Below are 15,506 nucleotides of genomic sequence, written 5' to 3' on the forward strand. Positions count from 1 at the left end.
CACACTTAAAACTGTAATTTTAACCTTTCGCACCAGAATTAATCATTGATGACAGAGGACAATCTTAAGGTCACAGAGTTAGAAAAAAAGCTTAAAAAGCGCGACGATGAGCTTGAAAAGCTCCGAAATGAAAATGATTCTCTTAAAAGATCTAACCTTGATTTAATCGAGGAAATTTTTCAATTCAAAGGCCTAGTATATTCTTCTACCTCTCTCATCACTTTTCTTAAAGGACCAGATTATATTATAGAATTTGCCAACGAACCTATTAAAGAGGTTTGGGGCAAGGGATATGATGTGGAAGGTAAACCACTTCTGGAAGTATTGCCAGAAATACGCGAACAGGGAATTAAAGAATATCTGGACCAGGTTTATTATCAGGGAGAACCTTTTCATGCTAAAAGCCTTCCTATAGATCATGATAAGAATGGAGAAATGGTAAGGTATTACTTTGATTTCTCTTACATGCCTCAGTATAATTCTGAGAATGAAATAATTGGAATTGGTGTTATAGCCCAGGATATTACCGATCGTGTAAAGGCAGAATTGGAATTAAAAGAAAGTGAGCACAGGTATAGAGAAATGATCCATTCTTCTAATTCGTTAATCGCTATTTTACGAGGGCCCGATATGGTAATCGAAATTGCGAACGATGCTATAAAAGAAGTTTGGGGTAAAGGCGATGATGTAGAAGGAAAATCTTTGTTCGATGTTCTTCCAGAAATAATAGATCAGGGAATGCCTGAAATTTTCAGGAATGTCTATGAGACCGGGGAAGCATTTGTAGCTCAGGAAAGCCCTATTATGCACCTGAAAGACGGTGAAATGAACCTTGGTTATTTTGATTTTATATACCAGGCTCTAAGAGATTCGAATGGTGAAATTGAAGGGATATCCATAATTGCGAATGAAGTTACCAATCAGGCTTTATTGAACAGGCAGATCAAAAAAAGCGAGAGAGAATTCCGTGAACTGGTGAATTTCATGCCCCATAAGATAAGTCTTGCCAATGCAGAGGGAACGCCAATTTATACCAATCATAGCTGGCTGGATTTTACCGGCAAGAGTTTTGAAGATTTTCTTTCAGATTCATATTTGGATATGGTACATCCAGATGAGAGAGAGGCTGTAGAAAACGAGGTGGAAAGATGTCTTTCCACAGGTGATAATCTGGATATTGAAGTTCGTATTAAGGATAAAAACGATAATTACATCTGGCATCTTTCCAAGGCTACACCTATTAGAGATGAGGAAGGAAATATTACTTCCTGGATAAGTTCAAGTACCGAGATCCAGAAACTAAAGGAAGATGAGAAGCGTCAGGAAGATTTTCTCAAACTGGTTAGTCACGAATTAAAGACTCCTGTAACCTCTATTAAAGGTTATGTTCAGCTGTTACTGGCATTACTTCCTGAAGATATTGGAGACACGGAAAAACGCCTTCCAATTAAACCTTACCTGAACCGGATCGAAACCCAGGTAGAAAGATTGATCAGGCTATTATCTGAAATGCTTGATCTCTCCAGGATCGAGCAAAGCGAGCTGGAACTCAAAATTGAAAAATTCAATTTGAATTCACATGTAAACGAAATTCTGGAAGACCTTGAATATTCAAATAAGGATGTTGAACTGGAACTTCAACAGGATTTCAAAACCGATGTATATGCCGATAAGGACAGAATAGGGCAGGTGATCATTAATTTTGTAACCAATGCCTTGAAATATTCCCCAGATAGTAATAAGGTCCAGCTAAGGATCTATGAACCGGAAAAGGACTATGTCGCGGTTAGTGTAAAGGATTTCGGAATTGGTATTAACGAAAAGGAACAAAGCCAGATCTTTAAAAGATTTTACAGGATCTCAGGTAATAACGACGACACCTACGAAGGTTTCGGAATAGGTCTTTATCTCTCGAATGAGATCATTGAAAGGCATAACGGAAAAATATTTGTAAAAAGCGAGATAGGAAAAGGCTCGGATTTTACTTTTACCATACCTCTAAATCACCAAAAATAAAATGGCTAAAATTTTAATTGTTGACGATGATCAGACCATTGGTTTAATGCTTAAGGATATACTTGAGTTTAGCGGGCATCATGTTACCGTTTCACAACAACCAAAGAAGACCAAGGAAAATATCAAGGAAAATGATATTGAACTGGTTCTTCTGGATAAACTCATCTCTGGAGTTGATGGAACCGATGTTTGTAGAAAGCTGAAACAAGATGAAGAGGTTGCACATATTCCAGTCCTCATGATGTCTGCCCTGCATAACGTTGATGAAATATGCAAATCTGCAGGTGCGGTAGATTTTCTTTCTAAGCCATTTGATATGGAAACCTTAATTGAGAAGATCGATCAGATTCTGGAAAATGAAGATAACGCATCCTAACAAAAAGCTTTAAAGAATGGTAGTAGCCGCTATATAAGGCGGCTGCGCACTGCCTAACTCTAATTCTGAATGATGCACCAAGCTCCACTTTTTATTTTTGTATTCTAATGCCGTTAAATTCTCGGTCCAGTCTCCGGAATTTAGGTAAAGACAGGTGCTGTTTCTAACCACCTTTCTAACCATTCTGGGTTGATGAATATGACCGCATATTACATATTTATATCCTTGTTCTATAGCGAGTTCTGCGGCCGTTCTCTCAAAATCTGAAATGAATTTTACGGCGGTTTTCACGCTGTTCTTTATCTTTTTTGAAAGGGAATATTTCTTTTTTCCGGTCTTTAAAAGAAACCAGTTAAGCATTTTGTTTAATACAATAAGCAGGTCGTAGCCCCAGCCACCAAGTTTAGCGATCCATTTGGCTTTAGATACCGAAACATCGAATATATCACCGTGGAAGAACCAGGCCTTCTTGCCATCGAGATCAAGAACCAGTTTATCTACTATGCTGAATTTCCCCAGGCTTATATCACTAAATTTCCTGAGCATTTCATCGTGATTCCCCGTAATATAGATCACCTCGGTTCCTTTGGAGTTAAGATCAAGGATCTTTTTGATCACATCAAGATGTGATTTTGGAAAGTAACTTTTTCTGAACTGCCAGATATCTATGATATCGCCATTAAGAATTAGCTTCTTAGGCTTGATGGAATTTAAATATTCAAGTAGTTCCTTGGCGTGACACCCAAAAGTTCCCAGGTGCACATCTGAAATTACCACTATTTCTGGCTTTCTTTTTTTCAACAGCTCATTTAGATTTACGGGCAAAGGTTATTTATTGGCTTAACTTAGAGCTTAGTACATATTTAATATTTGATTGCTAAATCGTTAAAATGAAAGCGGATTGTTACCATAACATTAAATCGCATTCCATTTTTAAATATGTCCTTAAAAAATTACATTTGTTCAAAATCCTTCTGATGCCCGGAAATTCCTTTGGTAAAATGTTTAAACTAACCACTTTTGGCGAATCACATGGTGTGGCCATAGGGGGTGTGATCGATGGTTGTCCCGCCGGACTCGAGATCGATATAGAAAGTGTGCAAAATGATCTTAATAGAAGACGTCCCGGACAGTCTGCTATAGTCACACAAAGAAAAGAGCCAGATACTGTAGAATTTCTCTCCGGGATCTTTGAAGGTAAGTCTACCGGGACTCCTATTGGATTTACTATCAGGAATGCCAACCAGAAATCTAAAGATTATTCCCATATAAAAGATACTTACCGTCCTTCTCATGCAGATTATACTTACGATGAAAAGTATGGTGTGCGCGATTATCGCGGAGGGGGAAGATCTTCTGCCCGGGAAACTGCCTGCAGGGTAGTGGCCGGGAGCATCGCTAAACAAATGCTTAAGAACGTTGAATTCAATGCTTTTGTTTCTTCCGTAGGAAAAATGGAATTACAGAAAGATTATTCTGAACTTGACTTTTCAGAAATTGAAAAAAATCCGGTGCGTTGTCCAGATCCTGAGTTGGCTTCAAAAATGGAAGCTTATATTAAAGAGGTAAGAGCTGAAGGAGACACGATTGGAGGCACCGTGCAATGTGTCATCAAAAATGTTCCAAAAGGCTTAGGAGAGCCGGTATTCGATAAATTACATGCAGAATTAGGGAAGGCCATGCTTTCTATTAATGCCGTAAAAGGATTTGAGTATGGTAGTGGTTTTGAAGGAACAAAGATGCGAGGAAGTGAGCATAATGATCACTTCAATACCGATGGAACGACCAAGACTAATTTAAGCGGTGGTATACAGGGAGGAATTTCCAACGGAATGGATATCTATTTCAAGGTCGCTTTTAAACCTGTAGCGACGCTCATTCAAAAACAGAATACGATTAACTCTAAAGGAGAAGAAGTTGAAATGCAGGGCAAAGGTCGTCATGATCCTTGTGTGGTACCAAGAGCGGTTCCTATCGTAGAATCTATGGCTGCTTTGGTAATTGCCGACTTTTTTCTTCAGAATAAATCTTCAAAAATTTAATTTTTAAAAACATATAATGAAAAAACTTGCACTGCATTGGCAGATATTATTAGGAATGGTAGCAGGGGTCTTATTCGCCCTTGTATTGACTAATTTTAGCTGGGGAGCTGATTTTGTGAGCGATTGGATAAAACCTTTCGGAAACATCTTCATCAATGCCCTTAAGTTGATCGCAGTGCCATTGATCCTGGCTTCTCTTATCAAGGGAATCTCAGACCTTAAAGACATTTCGAAATTGTCTAAAATGGGAACCAGAACCATTGCGACCTATATTATTACCACGGTAATCGCGGTTTCTATAGGACTGGTGATGGTGAATGTGATCGGGCCGGGTAAAACCATTTCAGAAGAGACTCGTAGTGACCTTATCGCGAGTTACGAGGGTGATGCCTCTGTTCGTATCTCAGATGCCCAGAAACAAAAGGATGCCGGGCCGTTACAGGCGCTGGAAGATCTTGTTCCCAGCAACATCATTGGAGCAGCGGGAGATAATGGGAATATGTTACAGGTGATCTTTTTCGCTATTTTCTTCGGAATTGGCCTTATCCTGATCCCTGAAAAAACCGCCAAACCGGTGAAGGACTTCTTCGATGGCTTTAACGAGGTCATCTTGAAAATGATAGATCTTATCATGCTAACGGCTCCGTATGGTGTTTTTGCACTGCTGGCAGCCCTTGTAGTAGAATCACCAAGTACCGACCTTTTCGCAGCCCTGGCCATGTATGCCGTAACCGTGTTATTAGGTCTTGCACTTATGATAGGAGTCTATATCTTACTAGTATGGGTATTTACCAAAAACACTCCGTCTTTCTTTATAAACGGAATATCTCCTGCACAGTTACTTGCTTTTTCTACCAGTTCCAGTGCGGCTACCCTGCCTGTAACTATGGAAAGAGTTGAAGAGCATATGGGAGTTCATAAAGAAGTGACCAGTTTTGTCCTACCTATTGGTGCGACCATCAATATGGATGGAACCAGTCTTTATCAGGCGGTGGCCGCGATCTTTATCGCCCAGGCCTTTGGAATGGATCTTACGCTGGGAACTCAACTTGGAATTATCGCAACGGCTACTTTAGCCTCGATAGGTTCTGCAGCCGTTCCGGGAGCTGGAATGGTAATGCTGGTAATTGTACTTGCCCAGGCAGGAATTCCTGAAGCAGGTCTTGCTCTTATCTTCGCCGTAGACAGGCCTTTGGATATGTGTAGAACCGTGGTAAACGTTACTGGTGATGCAGCCGTATCTCTAATGGTAGCAAAATCTGTAGATATGATGGGTCCACCAAACGTAAAGGAATGGGATGATGATTATCACCCGGAAACAGAAAATATCTCTGAAACAGAAAAGGTTTAATCCAGAAATTTAGCTTTTAGTTCGGGAGTAGGGATCATACATTGATCTTTTCTCCCGAACCATTTATAACGGTTACTGGCAATAAGATCATAAATACCATCCCTGAAAACTTCAGGAATAAACAGGAAGTTCTTAAGTAAAGAATAACCTCCGGAAAGATCTCTGGAGATCTCCAGGGCGGCAGTAGATTTTCGGTAATATGCTACTCCCGGCTCTATAAGGATAATAGAATCTATTTCTTCGGGATCCAATCCTCTTTCTTCTACAAGCTTTTTCCCTAGTTCACTTTGCAGGGAAGCGAATCTAAAAACATCTTTTTTATCATGCTTTATGATGCGCTGCACCGCTTCATTACAGAGGTTACAGACTCCGTCGAAGAGAACGATCTTTTTATTTTCAGGAATATCACTCATAATTTATTTTTTAGCAGATTGTACTAATTCCAGTTGTTCCAATCCTACCGAGGTAGTAAACATACCATAATTTACAATAGCTTTTCCTTTTTCTATAGTGTCTATAGAACCTACAGCTTTTCCATCTTCCAGGCGCACACGATCTCCAACCTTTAGTTTTGCCTTTGGCTTGTTGGCCTCCTGCTTTTTGATCTGTTCTTCCTTCTTTTTCTCCTCTTTTTTCTTTTCCCGGATAGGTTGAATTTTCTTCTGAACCTCTTGTTTAAGCTGCCTTTCCTTGGCCTTTTTCGCTTTCTGCTTCTTTATGTCCTCTTTCTTCCTTTTGGAATTCTCGATTTCGACCATTTTCAGAAATTCACCTATCAACTCTTTCTTCTTTTTATTGCTGAAGTATTTTTCGCTGAGATCATTCACTTTTTGACCCAGGTAAATAAGCCGTTGGTTGGAGTCATAAAGCTCCTGGTAATTCTCAAGTTTCTGCTGGATCCTGGTATTAATTTCTTCCAGTTTTTCCTTTTGCGCGGCGGCCTTTTCTTCCTTTTCCTTTAATGAGTCGGTGGTTTTTCTTAAAACTGAACGTTCTTTCTGAAGATTGGCGATACTTCTATCAAATCGTATCTTACCTTTCTCTACCTTCTTTTTAGAGCGGTTAATGAGACTATAAGGAATACCGTTCTTCTGAGCTACCTCGAACGTAAACGAGCTACCAGCTTCACCTACCTGCAATTTGTAGACAGGCTCTAAAGTCTTATTATCGAACATCATATTGGCATTGCTCATTTCGGGCAATTCGTTAGCCAGTTTCTTGAGGTTCGCGTAATGCGTGGTAAGGATACCATAAGAACCTTTCTCATAAAAAACTTCCAGGAAGGTTTCAGCTAAAGCACCACCAAGCTCGGGATCACTACCTGTTCCAAATTCATCAATAAGGAAGAGCGTCTTATCATCACATTTCCGAAGAAAATAATTCATGTTCTTCAACCTGTAGCTATAGGTACTCAAATGATTTTCAATAGACTGGTTATCTCCAATATCTGTGAGTATCTTTTTGAAAAGACACATCCTGCTGTATTCATGAACCGGGATAAGCAAGCCACTTTGCAGCATGACTTGCAGTAATCCCACGGTTTTAAGGGTAATACTTTTACCACCGGCATTTGGTCCAGAAATTACCATTATGCGGTTATCTGGCATTAATTCTATACTCTGCGGAAAGGTTTTCTCACCTTTCTTTTTATTATTCAGGTAAAGCAGCGGGTGATAGGCATCCTTTAAATGCAACTCCCTGTTTTTAGTGACTTTCGGCAGTATCCCGTTAATCTTTTCAGCATATTTGGATTTTGCAGCGATCACATCCATATCGCTCAGAAGGTCCTGGTATTCAATTAGAATCTCCCGGTATGGGCGGGTAAATTCTGTAAGTTCCTTAAGAATTCTCTTTACTTCTTCTTTCTCTTCATACTCCAGGTTATTTAATTCCCTGGTATATCTGAAAGTAGTTTCCGGCTGAATATAAACGATACTCCCGGTCTTGGAATTACCCATGATACCACCCTTGACTTTTCGTCGGTACATGGCTTTAACCGCAAGTACCCGAACATTCTCTACCACGCTTTCCTTGATCTCATCAAGATAACCGTAAGACTGGTAAGTGCTCAGAGCAGAATTAAAACTGGTATTGATCTTTCCTCTAACCGAGTTTATGGAGCGTCGCAGATCCTGCAAGAGGGGAGAAGCGTTATCTTTCATTTCCCCGAAACGGTCTATCACCGCATCGATCTTATCTGTTAAACTATGATCGAAATCAATATGAGCTACAGTTTCTGAAAGGGCCGGATATGCCTCCTGGTATTTTTTAAAATATTTCAGGTGCGTATTCACCGTTTCTGTGATCGCGGAGATCTTTCTGAATCCACCGATCTCAAGTACAGATCCTTCAATCCCTAATAATTTAATTTCGGGCTGAATAGAATCGAACCCATGATTCGGGATCGGTTGATCCTGGGTTTTAGAATTGAAATACTCATTGGTTTGGTTGAGACCAAAAACCGTTCTATTATAATTTGGATAAGGTTGAATACTTAGGGCCTTTTCTTTTCCCTGCCCGGTAATGCATAACTCGCTAACCTGTTCGCATACCACCGGAAACTCAAGATCATCAAGACTCCTGGAACTAATTTTAATCATATCAATTTTTCCCTACTTTTGAGGCCATACAAAGTTACTCAATCTCATGAACCTAAGTATACACCAAAGCTGGAAAAAGGAACTTGAACCTGAATTTGAAAAGGAATATTTTAAAGATCTTTTAAACTTTGTTAAGCAGGAATATTCAGAAAACATCTGTTATCCACCTGCAGAAGATATTTTTTCAGCTTTTGATCATTCCAGATTTGAAGATACCAAAGTAGTGATATTGGGTCAGGATCCTTACCATGGCGAAGGTCAGGCTAACGGATTGTGTTTTTCGGTGAAAGATGGAATTACTTTTCCACCTTCATTGAAAAACATATTTAAAGAAATTGAAGATGACCTCAATAAAACAATTCCTAGTACCGGTAATCTTGAAAGATGGGCAGACCAGGGAGTTTTGTTGCTGAATGCAACCCTTAGCGTTAGAGCTCATGAAGCCGGCTCACATCAGAAAAAAGGTTGGGAAAAATTTACCGATAAGGTGATCAAAATCATTTCTGATGAAAAAGAAAATGTAGTATTCCTTTTATGGGGTGGTTACGCCCAAAAGAAAGTAAAGCTTATTGATGATTCTAAACATTTGATATTGACCAGTGGTCATCCATCGCCTTTAAGCGCGAACCGAGGTTTCTGGTTTGGGAATAAGCATTTTAGTAAAGCCAATGAATATTTAAAGGAAAATGGAAAAGAAGAGATTAATTGGTGATATTAAAAGACCGGCATTTAAGCCGGCCTTTTAAAGTATTGTCTCAAAATAATTTTACATTTCAAGCATTCTAACTTCAGCGCTTCCTCCTATGAAAAGTTTATTTTCAAGGACCCAAAGATTACCTTTTTTATCGAAGGTAATAGCTCCGGGATATACCAGGCCAGAAGCTACTTTCATGACTAATTCACCAGTGTCTGGATCGTAAGCAGATATATTGCCTCCTCCTGCAGGTACGGTAGGAGCAACCGAAGAGATCCAGCTGTTTTCGTCAAATTCCACAACATATAGAAGACCATCAGGGCCTATCTCAACATCGATAACCGAAGTTAATCCATCTATGAGGACATAACATTCATTTGAGCCTTCGATTTCTGAACAAACGAGATTATTAGCATCTGCGGGGAATTTCCAAACTCTGGATAATCCTATGGGCAGACCGCCAGCGATCTCACCGGTTAATTCACCAACATATACATAACCGTCTTCAGAAATAGCAACTGAGGTTGGTACAGGTTGCACATAGCAGTCTAAATCATCCTGATTAAATAATACCATGTATTCCCCGTCTACTACCGGAGGGGTAAGTATTGCTTTCCAGTCGATTTCACCTTCAGTGGTGGCCTGCAATACAGTGTTTCCCGCAGCATCTGCCACCAGTACAGTTTCACCATCAAAAGCACTTAGCTTGTATGGATTATTCTGTGGGCCGGCGCTAAATCCGCCGTAATTTTCACAATTTTGATTTTTCCATTGAATACCTTCAAAGGCATCGGGATCATTTTCGCGTTCGAATCTGGCCAGGTCGGCTACCATGCGCACTTTTCCTTTGGAAGCACGATACAATTCACCATTCTGGGCCAGATCTGTCCCCCCGGTGGTAAAAAAAGCATTCCCCGCACCTATGGACTCAACTCCCTGGATATCGGTTTCTGTATTAAGCCCGATCATAGTGGAAATTTCTCCATTCTTAATAAGCTTAATACTTCTGTTTCCTGAAAATTCATTCACTCCCACCATAATACTTCCGTCGGGAGTAGTAGAAATATCAAAAACAATACTGCCAGGAAATTCAAAAGGTCCTGTTGATTCCATTTTTTTAGCTGAAAGATCGCTGGATTGCTGGATCAGACTTTCAGATTCTTTTTCGCAACCAATTAGAATTGCAAGAGAAAGGCAAAGCAGCGCTAGCCATCTTAATTTGAGTGGTTTAAATTTTAAAATCTTCATAATGATAATTTTTGGTTAATTATTTTACAATTACCCAGCATGAAGGTTTTGAGCGTAGTTTTGGGTTATAGAAATGAATTGTCAGCGATAGTTGATCGCATTGACAGAAGTTATTTTAGTCTATTAATAGTTTCAGGGGCCTGAACTAAACTTTGGTTAGCTTAAATTTTAACTCGTAAAAAATAGGGGGGGAGGCTTTAGACTTTACCTTATTCTATAGCCTGTTTTAATGAATTAATCTTAAATCAGGTCAAGCAGGCTGAAGTCCTTTTACAGCTAATTGAATATAAGGATATATGTGAAAAAATACAAATATTTGCCCGTGGAACCTTTATTTCGGTGTAGTATAATATTCCGGAATGATTTCAATTCTTGGATTTTAATTGCCCCATAAAACTCATATTCTGATAATCCCCCGTGTTAATTGAAGTTTGCACCTGGTTCAAAGCCTGGGCAGTTAAAAGGACATTATTTTTAGAATTTTTCTTGTCGGTATAATGCAACTCGGTCACCAATCCTTCTGAAAATCTTTTGATCAGGCGTGGATCTATATTTGGAAGATCCTTACCCATAGATCCTGATGAATTAAAGAGATTGCTCATTTCAATAGGAGCTTCCGAGGTATGGTAAACCTGAGCGATATATTCGTCATTTTCAAGTTCTACCCCTTTACTCTTATAACCGATAATGGTTTTATCTGGCAGCTCCCTAATCTTTAAATCGGGTATCTCGCCTGGATTTTGCTGATCTTGCATAGAATGGATCTGAAGAATCTTATTATTTCCTGCTTTCATAAAAATTACCAGGGCATGAATATTTGAATCGAAGACCATGGTCGCTTCTTCAGATTTTTGCATCTTCATTTTAATCCCCTGGTAATTCGAGTTCTTTTTAAGAAGGAATATCAGATCGAGATCATCCTGTTTTTGGTTTGGCATTTCCATTTTCAGATGATATTCCCATTCGAAACTGTAGGTTGCAGGTAAATCTCCCATTCCCACGTTACTTTTTCCGGGATTTGAAGGCATCGATTTGTTATACGTAGATTCATTACCGCTATTATTTCCCTGCACTCTGTTACCCTGTCCTGGTGGTGTAGCATCGGCTCCTGCCATAAACAGATCCTGGAATGGCTGTTTTACTTCCACCGCTGCGGGAACACTAATGCTCACCGGAGCATATTCAAATTTATAGGATCCATCACCCTGGGCCTGCTGCGTATTTACATTAGCATATATTTCAGATAAACGCCCCTGGCTGTCGAATAAAACCCATGAACCTTTATAATCTGGATCTTTATAGATGAATTTAGGGCAATTTCCTCCACCCGGGCAGGGAGCGGTGGTTTCCTCGTAATCTCCGTTGCGGAAATGTTCCGGCTTATAAATAAAAGCCCATTCCACGATCTGGAAAGTGTTCATATTCAGCCCCTGTTCCTTTAGTTTTTGCGAAGCATCTAAACTTGGTCCTGCCGGCAGTTTTAATATGCCCATAGACATGGCCGGCATCATAAAGGCCATAGCATCAGATCTCATTAATCCCGTCTTTTCCCATCTGCCTTCATGTTCATTATACCCGTATTGATAGCCTTCACTGTCTATGTACATCTCCTTACCGTTTGGAGCAAGTCCACGGGCAGCAAGCTCCTCACTATCAAAATAATATTCGCTTCCTTTTCCTTTACTATCAGATGTTTTTACAATCACATCATTGGTATAGAAAGATCTTTTAGCTTCGGTATTGATCAGTTTTGCCTCGTTTGCTTTGGCAGTTTCACCAGGAGGGATATTGTTTTTTTGATTGGAATTAGGATTTACAACACTGTCTATCGTGTTTCCCACGACCTGTTCGGTCTTTTCATCGGTTTTCTTTAATAAGACCTTTTCTGTGGTATTCTCTATTTGCTTTTTGAGTTTTTTCAGGATCTGCGCTTCCGCTGAAAAACTAACAAATAATAAACTTATCGCGAATATGATATATCTCCTTGCCATGACCTCTGTTTTTTAGTTACAGGTGATATTCTTAGGAATACCGTCGATCCTAATTTTGGATGACCAGCAGGGGGTGAGCAGAAAAGTAGTTTAAGTCTGGATAAGTTTAGGGCTTAATTATCAGGTAATTGCAAAGATACAAACTATCGTAATTAGATAATTTTTTAAAATACTAAAAATAAGAGTTTTAGTCAGTTTAAGGGAACTAATCCAAATTATCGCCCATGTAAACCACGGAAATAAACAAGGGGAGTATTGATTAAAGCTTATGTATTAATTTATTGTGACTTACTTCCCTTTCTATCAAATTAAGCCTTAGCAGGTTTTTCTGAACCTTTTCCAGGTCCTCTTTGCTAATCTGTTGCTGACTCCATTGAGTTAGATCAAGCCATTTTCTAATATCTTCAAGTTTTTGCTGATATCTTTCAGAAAGGCTAATATCGATATTCTCTTGATCTTTGAAATCCTTAGTTTCTTCATTCAGGACTTTCAGCATTTTTTTAAGAGCTTCAGAATCGTTTTTAATAGAATCATCTGTGGCTGCAATAACGAAACATGGCCATGGAGTAGGGCAGTCTGCAACCAGCCTGAAAGTATGATTGTCCACCAATGGTTTGGTGGTGAAATGTTCCCACATGAAATACTGGGCCTCGTCATTTTTTAAGGCTTCTATCGCGCCTTCCAGGTTATTGATGATCTCAAACTGAAGATTATCTATATCCCAATTCTTATGCTCGGCGTTTACATAGGCCATTAAATGCGATCCGCTGCCTTCCCGGCTAATGGCGGCTTTGGTACCTTCAAGATCCTCAACATTTTTATAAGGCGATCGCGCATCCACATGTATCCCCCAGATTAGTGGACTGGCTATGTAGGTCTGGATGATCTTGGCAGGATTGCCATTAATAATGTCTCTTATAATTCCCTCGGTAAGAATGACCGCAACATCGATCTCTCCGGCTCTTAGAGCCTTACACATGGCTCCGGTTCCTTCAGGGAAGTCTTTCCAGGTGACTTTAATCCCTTCATTTTCAAACTTATTCTGCTCTATGCACTGATGCCATGGAAGGTTAAAATGTTCGGGGACTCCGCCAACTTTGATCGTTTTCATGAGGTATGTTTTTCTTTGAGATAATTATAGATCTCGTATTGTGAGCGTATCTTCTTTTCTCCTTTTTTTCTTTCTACGTAACGATTTGATTCTTCAGGATCCTGAACTCTGGCTTTCACATTGTCTTTTAACTGAATTTCAAGAATATCCCGGAACTCTTTTTTTACGTCTTTATCAAGAACCGGTGAAATGACCTCGATCCTTCGGTCAAGATTTCGGTTCATCCAGTCTGCACTACCATAGAACATTAATTCGTCACCGCCATTTTCAAATAAATAAATACGGCCATGTTCCAGAAACCTGTCAACAACACTGGTAATATAAATATTCTCACTTAAACCTTTAACACCTGGGATAAGACAGCTAAATCCTCGAATCAGCATCCTGATCTCGACACCGGCCTCACTGGCCTTATAGAGAAGGTCTATCATTTCACCATCCTCCAGGCTGTTCATTTTGGCTGTGATCTTCGCCTTCTTGCCAGCCCGGGCATTTTCAATTTCGTTATAAATAAGTTTAATAAATTCCTGTCTTGTAGAGAAAGGAGAGATCAATAAGCTTTTTTCACGCGGAATGATGAGTTCGCCTTCCAGAACCTTGAAAAGCCTGCTTAATTCCTTGGTAATATTCTTATCTGCCGTGAAAATAGCGTGATCGCAATAGATCTCTGAAGTTTCGCTATTAAAATTTCCGGTTCCAATATAGGCATAACGCATGTTAACATCGACTTCCTGGCGACAGATCAACATGATCTTGGAATGTACCTTTACTTTAGGGTAACTATAAATAACATTAGCGCCTTTTTCTTCAAATTTCCTTCCCCAGCTAATATTGTTCTTTTCGTCGAAACGAGCCTTGGCTTCTACAAAAACGGTAACACGTTTTCCATTTTCCAGGGCTTTCATAAGTGAATTGGTCAAAACAGATTCATCTGCCACGCGGTATAACGAGATCTTGATATCGGTTACGTTTTCATCTTCTGCTGCCATAGCTACGAATTTTTCCACGTAAGAAAAAGACATGTACGGGAAATGCAGGGATTGATCCTTTTTAGCGATCTCTTTAAAATAATTATCGCTATTTTCCAGAACTCTATGCGGTAAAGCGGGCAGTTCTTTATAATGAAGATCCTTGTTGTTGGTAGGGTCTGGAAAAGAAAAGAAATCCTTGAAATTATGATATTGGCCTCCCGGCATCATATCTATCTTTCCTAATTTCAGAAGTTTTCTGATCTTCTTTTGAATATCCTTCGGCATACTGGCATCATAAAGCAGCCTTGTAGGCTGTCCATCTGTACGCTGTTTTAAGGAAGTATAGATCTTTTCAGCCAGCACACCTTCATAAATGTCATCTATATAAAGTTCGGCGTCACGAGATAATTTTATTTCGTAGATACCGGTGATATCATCTTCCGGAAAGATCTTATATGCTTCATGCCTGATGATCTCATCCAGATAAGTGATCTCATGCTTTTTATTTTCATCTTTCAAATGAACAAATCTTCCGCATTCCTCTACCGGAATATTTACAACCGCAAGCTTCTCCTCATTTTTAAAGGTGATTAGAAAATACAGTACCGAATTTTTCAGGAATAGTTCGTTCTCTTTTTTAAGATCTAAACGAATTGGTTTAAGATGTTTTTCAACCTTATCATTGAAAAATTTACTTATAAACTCTGAATGTTCTGCCTGGAAATGTTCTGCGTCCAGGATATGGATGCCATTTGCAGCAAGTTCAGGAATGATTTCTTCGTGATAAATTTCCCCGAATCTATCCTGTTGATCTTTAACCTCTGCAATGATCTGTTTGGTGATCTTTGAAGGTCTTAGAGCCAGTTTTTTACGAATACTTTTCTTTACCCGTTTCATCTGCCTAAGCTGGGAAACGCGTACCCTGAAATATTCATCTAGATTGGAAGAAAATATGGCCAGAAATCTGATCCTTTCATATAAAGGATTGATCTTATCTGTGGCCTCCTGAAGAACCCTTTCATTAAAACTCAACCAATTTAGATCTCTATGTCTAAACCGGTCTTCATTAGGTTGCTGCATGGGTTAAGATTTGTTTCACCAAAAAT

The 15,506-nt window shown here is 39.4% G+C and carries 12 protein-coding genes; 5 read left to right on the forward strand and 7 right to left on the reverse strand.

Annotated features, from left to right (window positions below; translation table 11 throughout):
* The first annotated feature begins 48 nt into the window (after nucleotides 1–48).
* Nucleotides 49–2,016, forward strand: coding sequence for a PAS domain-containing sensor histidine kinase (locus tag C8P64_RS07825; protein WP_108171521.1), 1,968 nt, complete (start codon nucleotides 49–51; stop codon nucleotides 2,014–2,016).
* 1 nt (nucleotide 2,017) lies between these two features.
* Nucleotides 2,018–2,392 (forward strand): response regulator, encoded by a 375-nt coding sequence (locus tag C8P64_RS07830; protein WP_108171522.1) that lies wholly within the window; start codon nucleotides 2,018–2,020, stop codon nucleotides 2,390–2,392.
* A gap of 9 nt (nucleotides 2,393–2,401) precedes the next feature.
* On the opposite strand, the gene C8P64_RS07835 is transcribed toward C8P64_RS07830, so the two are convergent.
* Nucleotides 2,402–3,193: a UDP-2,3-diacylglucosamine diphosphatase gene (locus C8P64_RS07835; protein WP_108171523.1), complete on the reverse strand. Its 792-nt coding sequence runs from the start codon at nucleotides 3,191–3,193 to the stop codon at nucleotides 2,402–2,404.
* Between the two features lie 176 nt (nucleotides 3,194–3,369).
* Between C8P64_RS07835 and aroC the strand changes: the two genes are divergently transcribed.
* Nucleotides 3,370–4,434 carry a chorismate synthase gene (aroC, locus tag C8P64_RS07840; RefSeq protein WP_108172209.1) on the forward strand — a complete coding sequence of 355 codons (1,065 nt, stop codon included), beginning with the start codon at nucleotides 3,370–3,372 and terminating at the stop codon, nucleotides 4,432–4,434.
* 16 nt (nucleotides 4,435–4,450) lie between these two features.
* Complete coding sequence (locus C8P64_RS07845; RefSeq protein WP_108171524.1) at nucleotides 4,451–5,785, forward strand: dicarboxylate/amino acid:cation symporter; 1,335 nt, start codon at nucleotides 4,451–4,453, stop codon at nucleotides 5,783–5,785.
* On the opposite strand, the gene C8P64_RS07850 is transcribed toward C8P64_RS07845, so the two are convergent.
* Together C8P64_RS07850 and C8P64_RS07855 are read right to left on the reverse strand one after the other, a co-directional pair.
* Nucleotides 5,782–6,198: a thiol-disulfide oxidoreductase DCC family protein gene (locus tag C8P64_RS07850; RefSeq protein WP_108171525.1), complete on the reverse strand. Its 417-nt coding sequence runs from the start codon at nucleotides 6,196–6,198 to the stop codon at nucleotides 5,782–5,784. The genes C8P64_RS07845 and C8P64_RS07850 overlap by 4 nt on opposite strands.
* A gap of 3 nt (nucleotides 6,199–6,201) precedes the next feature.
* Nucleotides 6,202–8,385 (reverse strand): endonuclease MutS2, encoded by a 2,184-nt coding sequence (locus C8P64_RS07855; RefSeq protein ID WP_108171526.1) that lies wholly within the window; start codon nucleotides 8,383–8,385, stop codon nucleotides 6,202–6,204.
* A gap of 46 nt (nucleotides 8,386–8,431) precedes the next feature.
* Between C8P64_RS07855 and C8P64_RS07860 the strand changes: the two genes are divergently transcribed.
* On the forward strand, nucleotides 8,432–9,097 hold the full coding sequence (locus C8P64_RS07860; protein ID WP_108171527.1) for a uracil-DNA glycosylase: 666 nt from the start codon (nucleotides 8,432–8,434) through the stop codon (nucleotides 9,095–9,097).
* 54 nt (nucleotides 9,098–9,151) lie between these two features.
* Here C8P64_RS07860 and C8P64_RS07865 read toward each other — a convergent pair whose 3' ends face one another.
* The 4 genes from C8P64_RS07865 to ppk1 form a co-directional block, all read right to left on the reverse strand.
* Nucleotides 9,152–10,327: a ScyD/ScyE family protein gene (locus tag C8P64_RS07865; RefSeq protein WP_108171528.1), complete on the reverse strand. Its 1,176-nt coding sequence runs from the start codon at nucleotides 10,325–10,327 to the stop codon at nucleotides 9,152–9,154.
* 365 nt (nucleotides 10,328–10,692) lie between these two features.
* Nucleotides 10,693–12,318 (reverse strand): hypothetical protein, encoded by a 1,626-nt coding sequence (locus tag C8P64_RS07870; RefSeq protein WP_108171529.1) that lies wholly within the window; start codon nucleotides 12,316–12,318, stop codon nucleotides 10,693–10,695.
* 259 nt (nucleotides 12,319–12,577) lie between these two features.
* Nucleotides 12,578–13,429 (reverse strand): substrate-binding domain-containing protein, encoded by an 852-nt coding sequence (locus C8P64_RS07875; RefSeq protein ID WP_108171530.1) that lies wholly within the window; start codon nucleotides 13,427–13,429, stop codon nucleotides 12,578–12,580.
* Complete coding sequence (gene ppk1 / locus C8P64_RS07880; protein WP_108171531.1) at nucleotides 13,426–15,480, reverse strand: polyphosphate kinase 1; 2,055 nt, start codon at nucleotides 15,478–15,480, stop codon at nucleotides 13,426–13,428. Before ppk1 ends, C8P64_RS07875 begins: the two co-directional genes overlap by 4 nt.
* Nucleotides 15,481–15,506: the final 26 nt, after the last annotated feature.

Source organism: Christiangramia gaetbulicola (assembly GCF_003054225.1).
GTDB lineage: Bacteria > Bacteroidota > Bacteroidia > Flavobacteriales > Flavobacteriaceae > Christiangramia > Christiangramia gaetbulicola.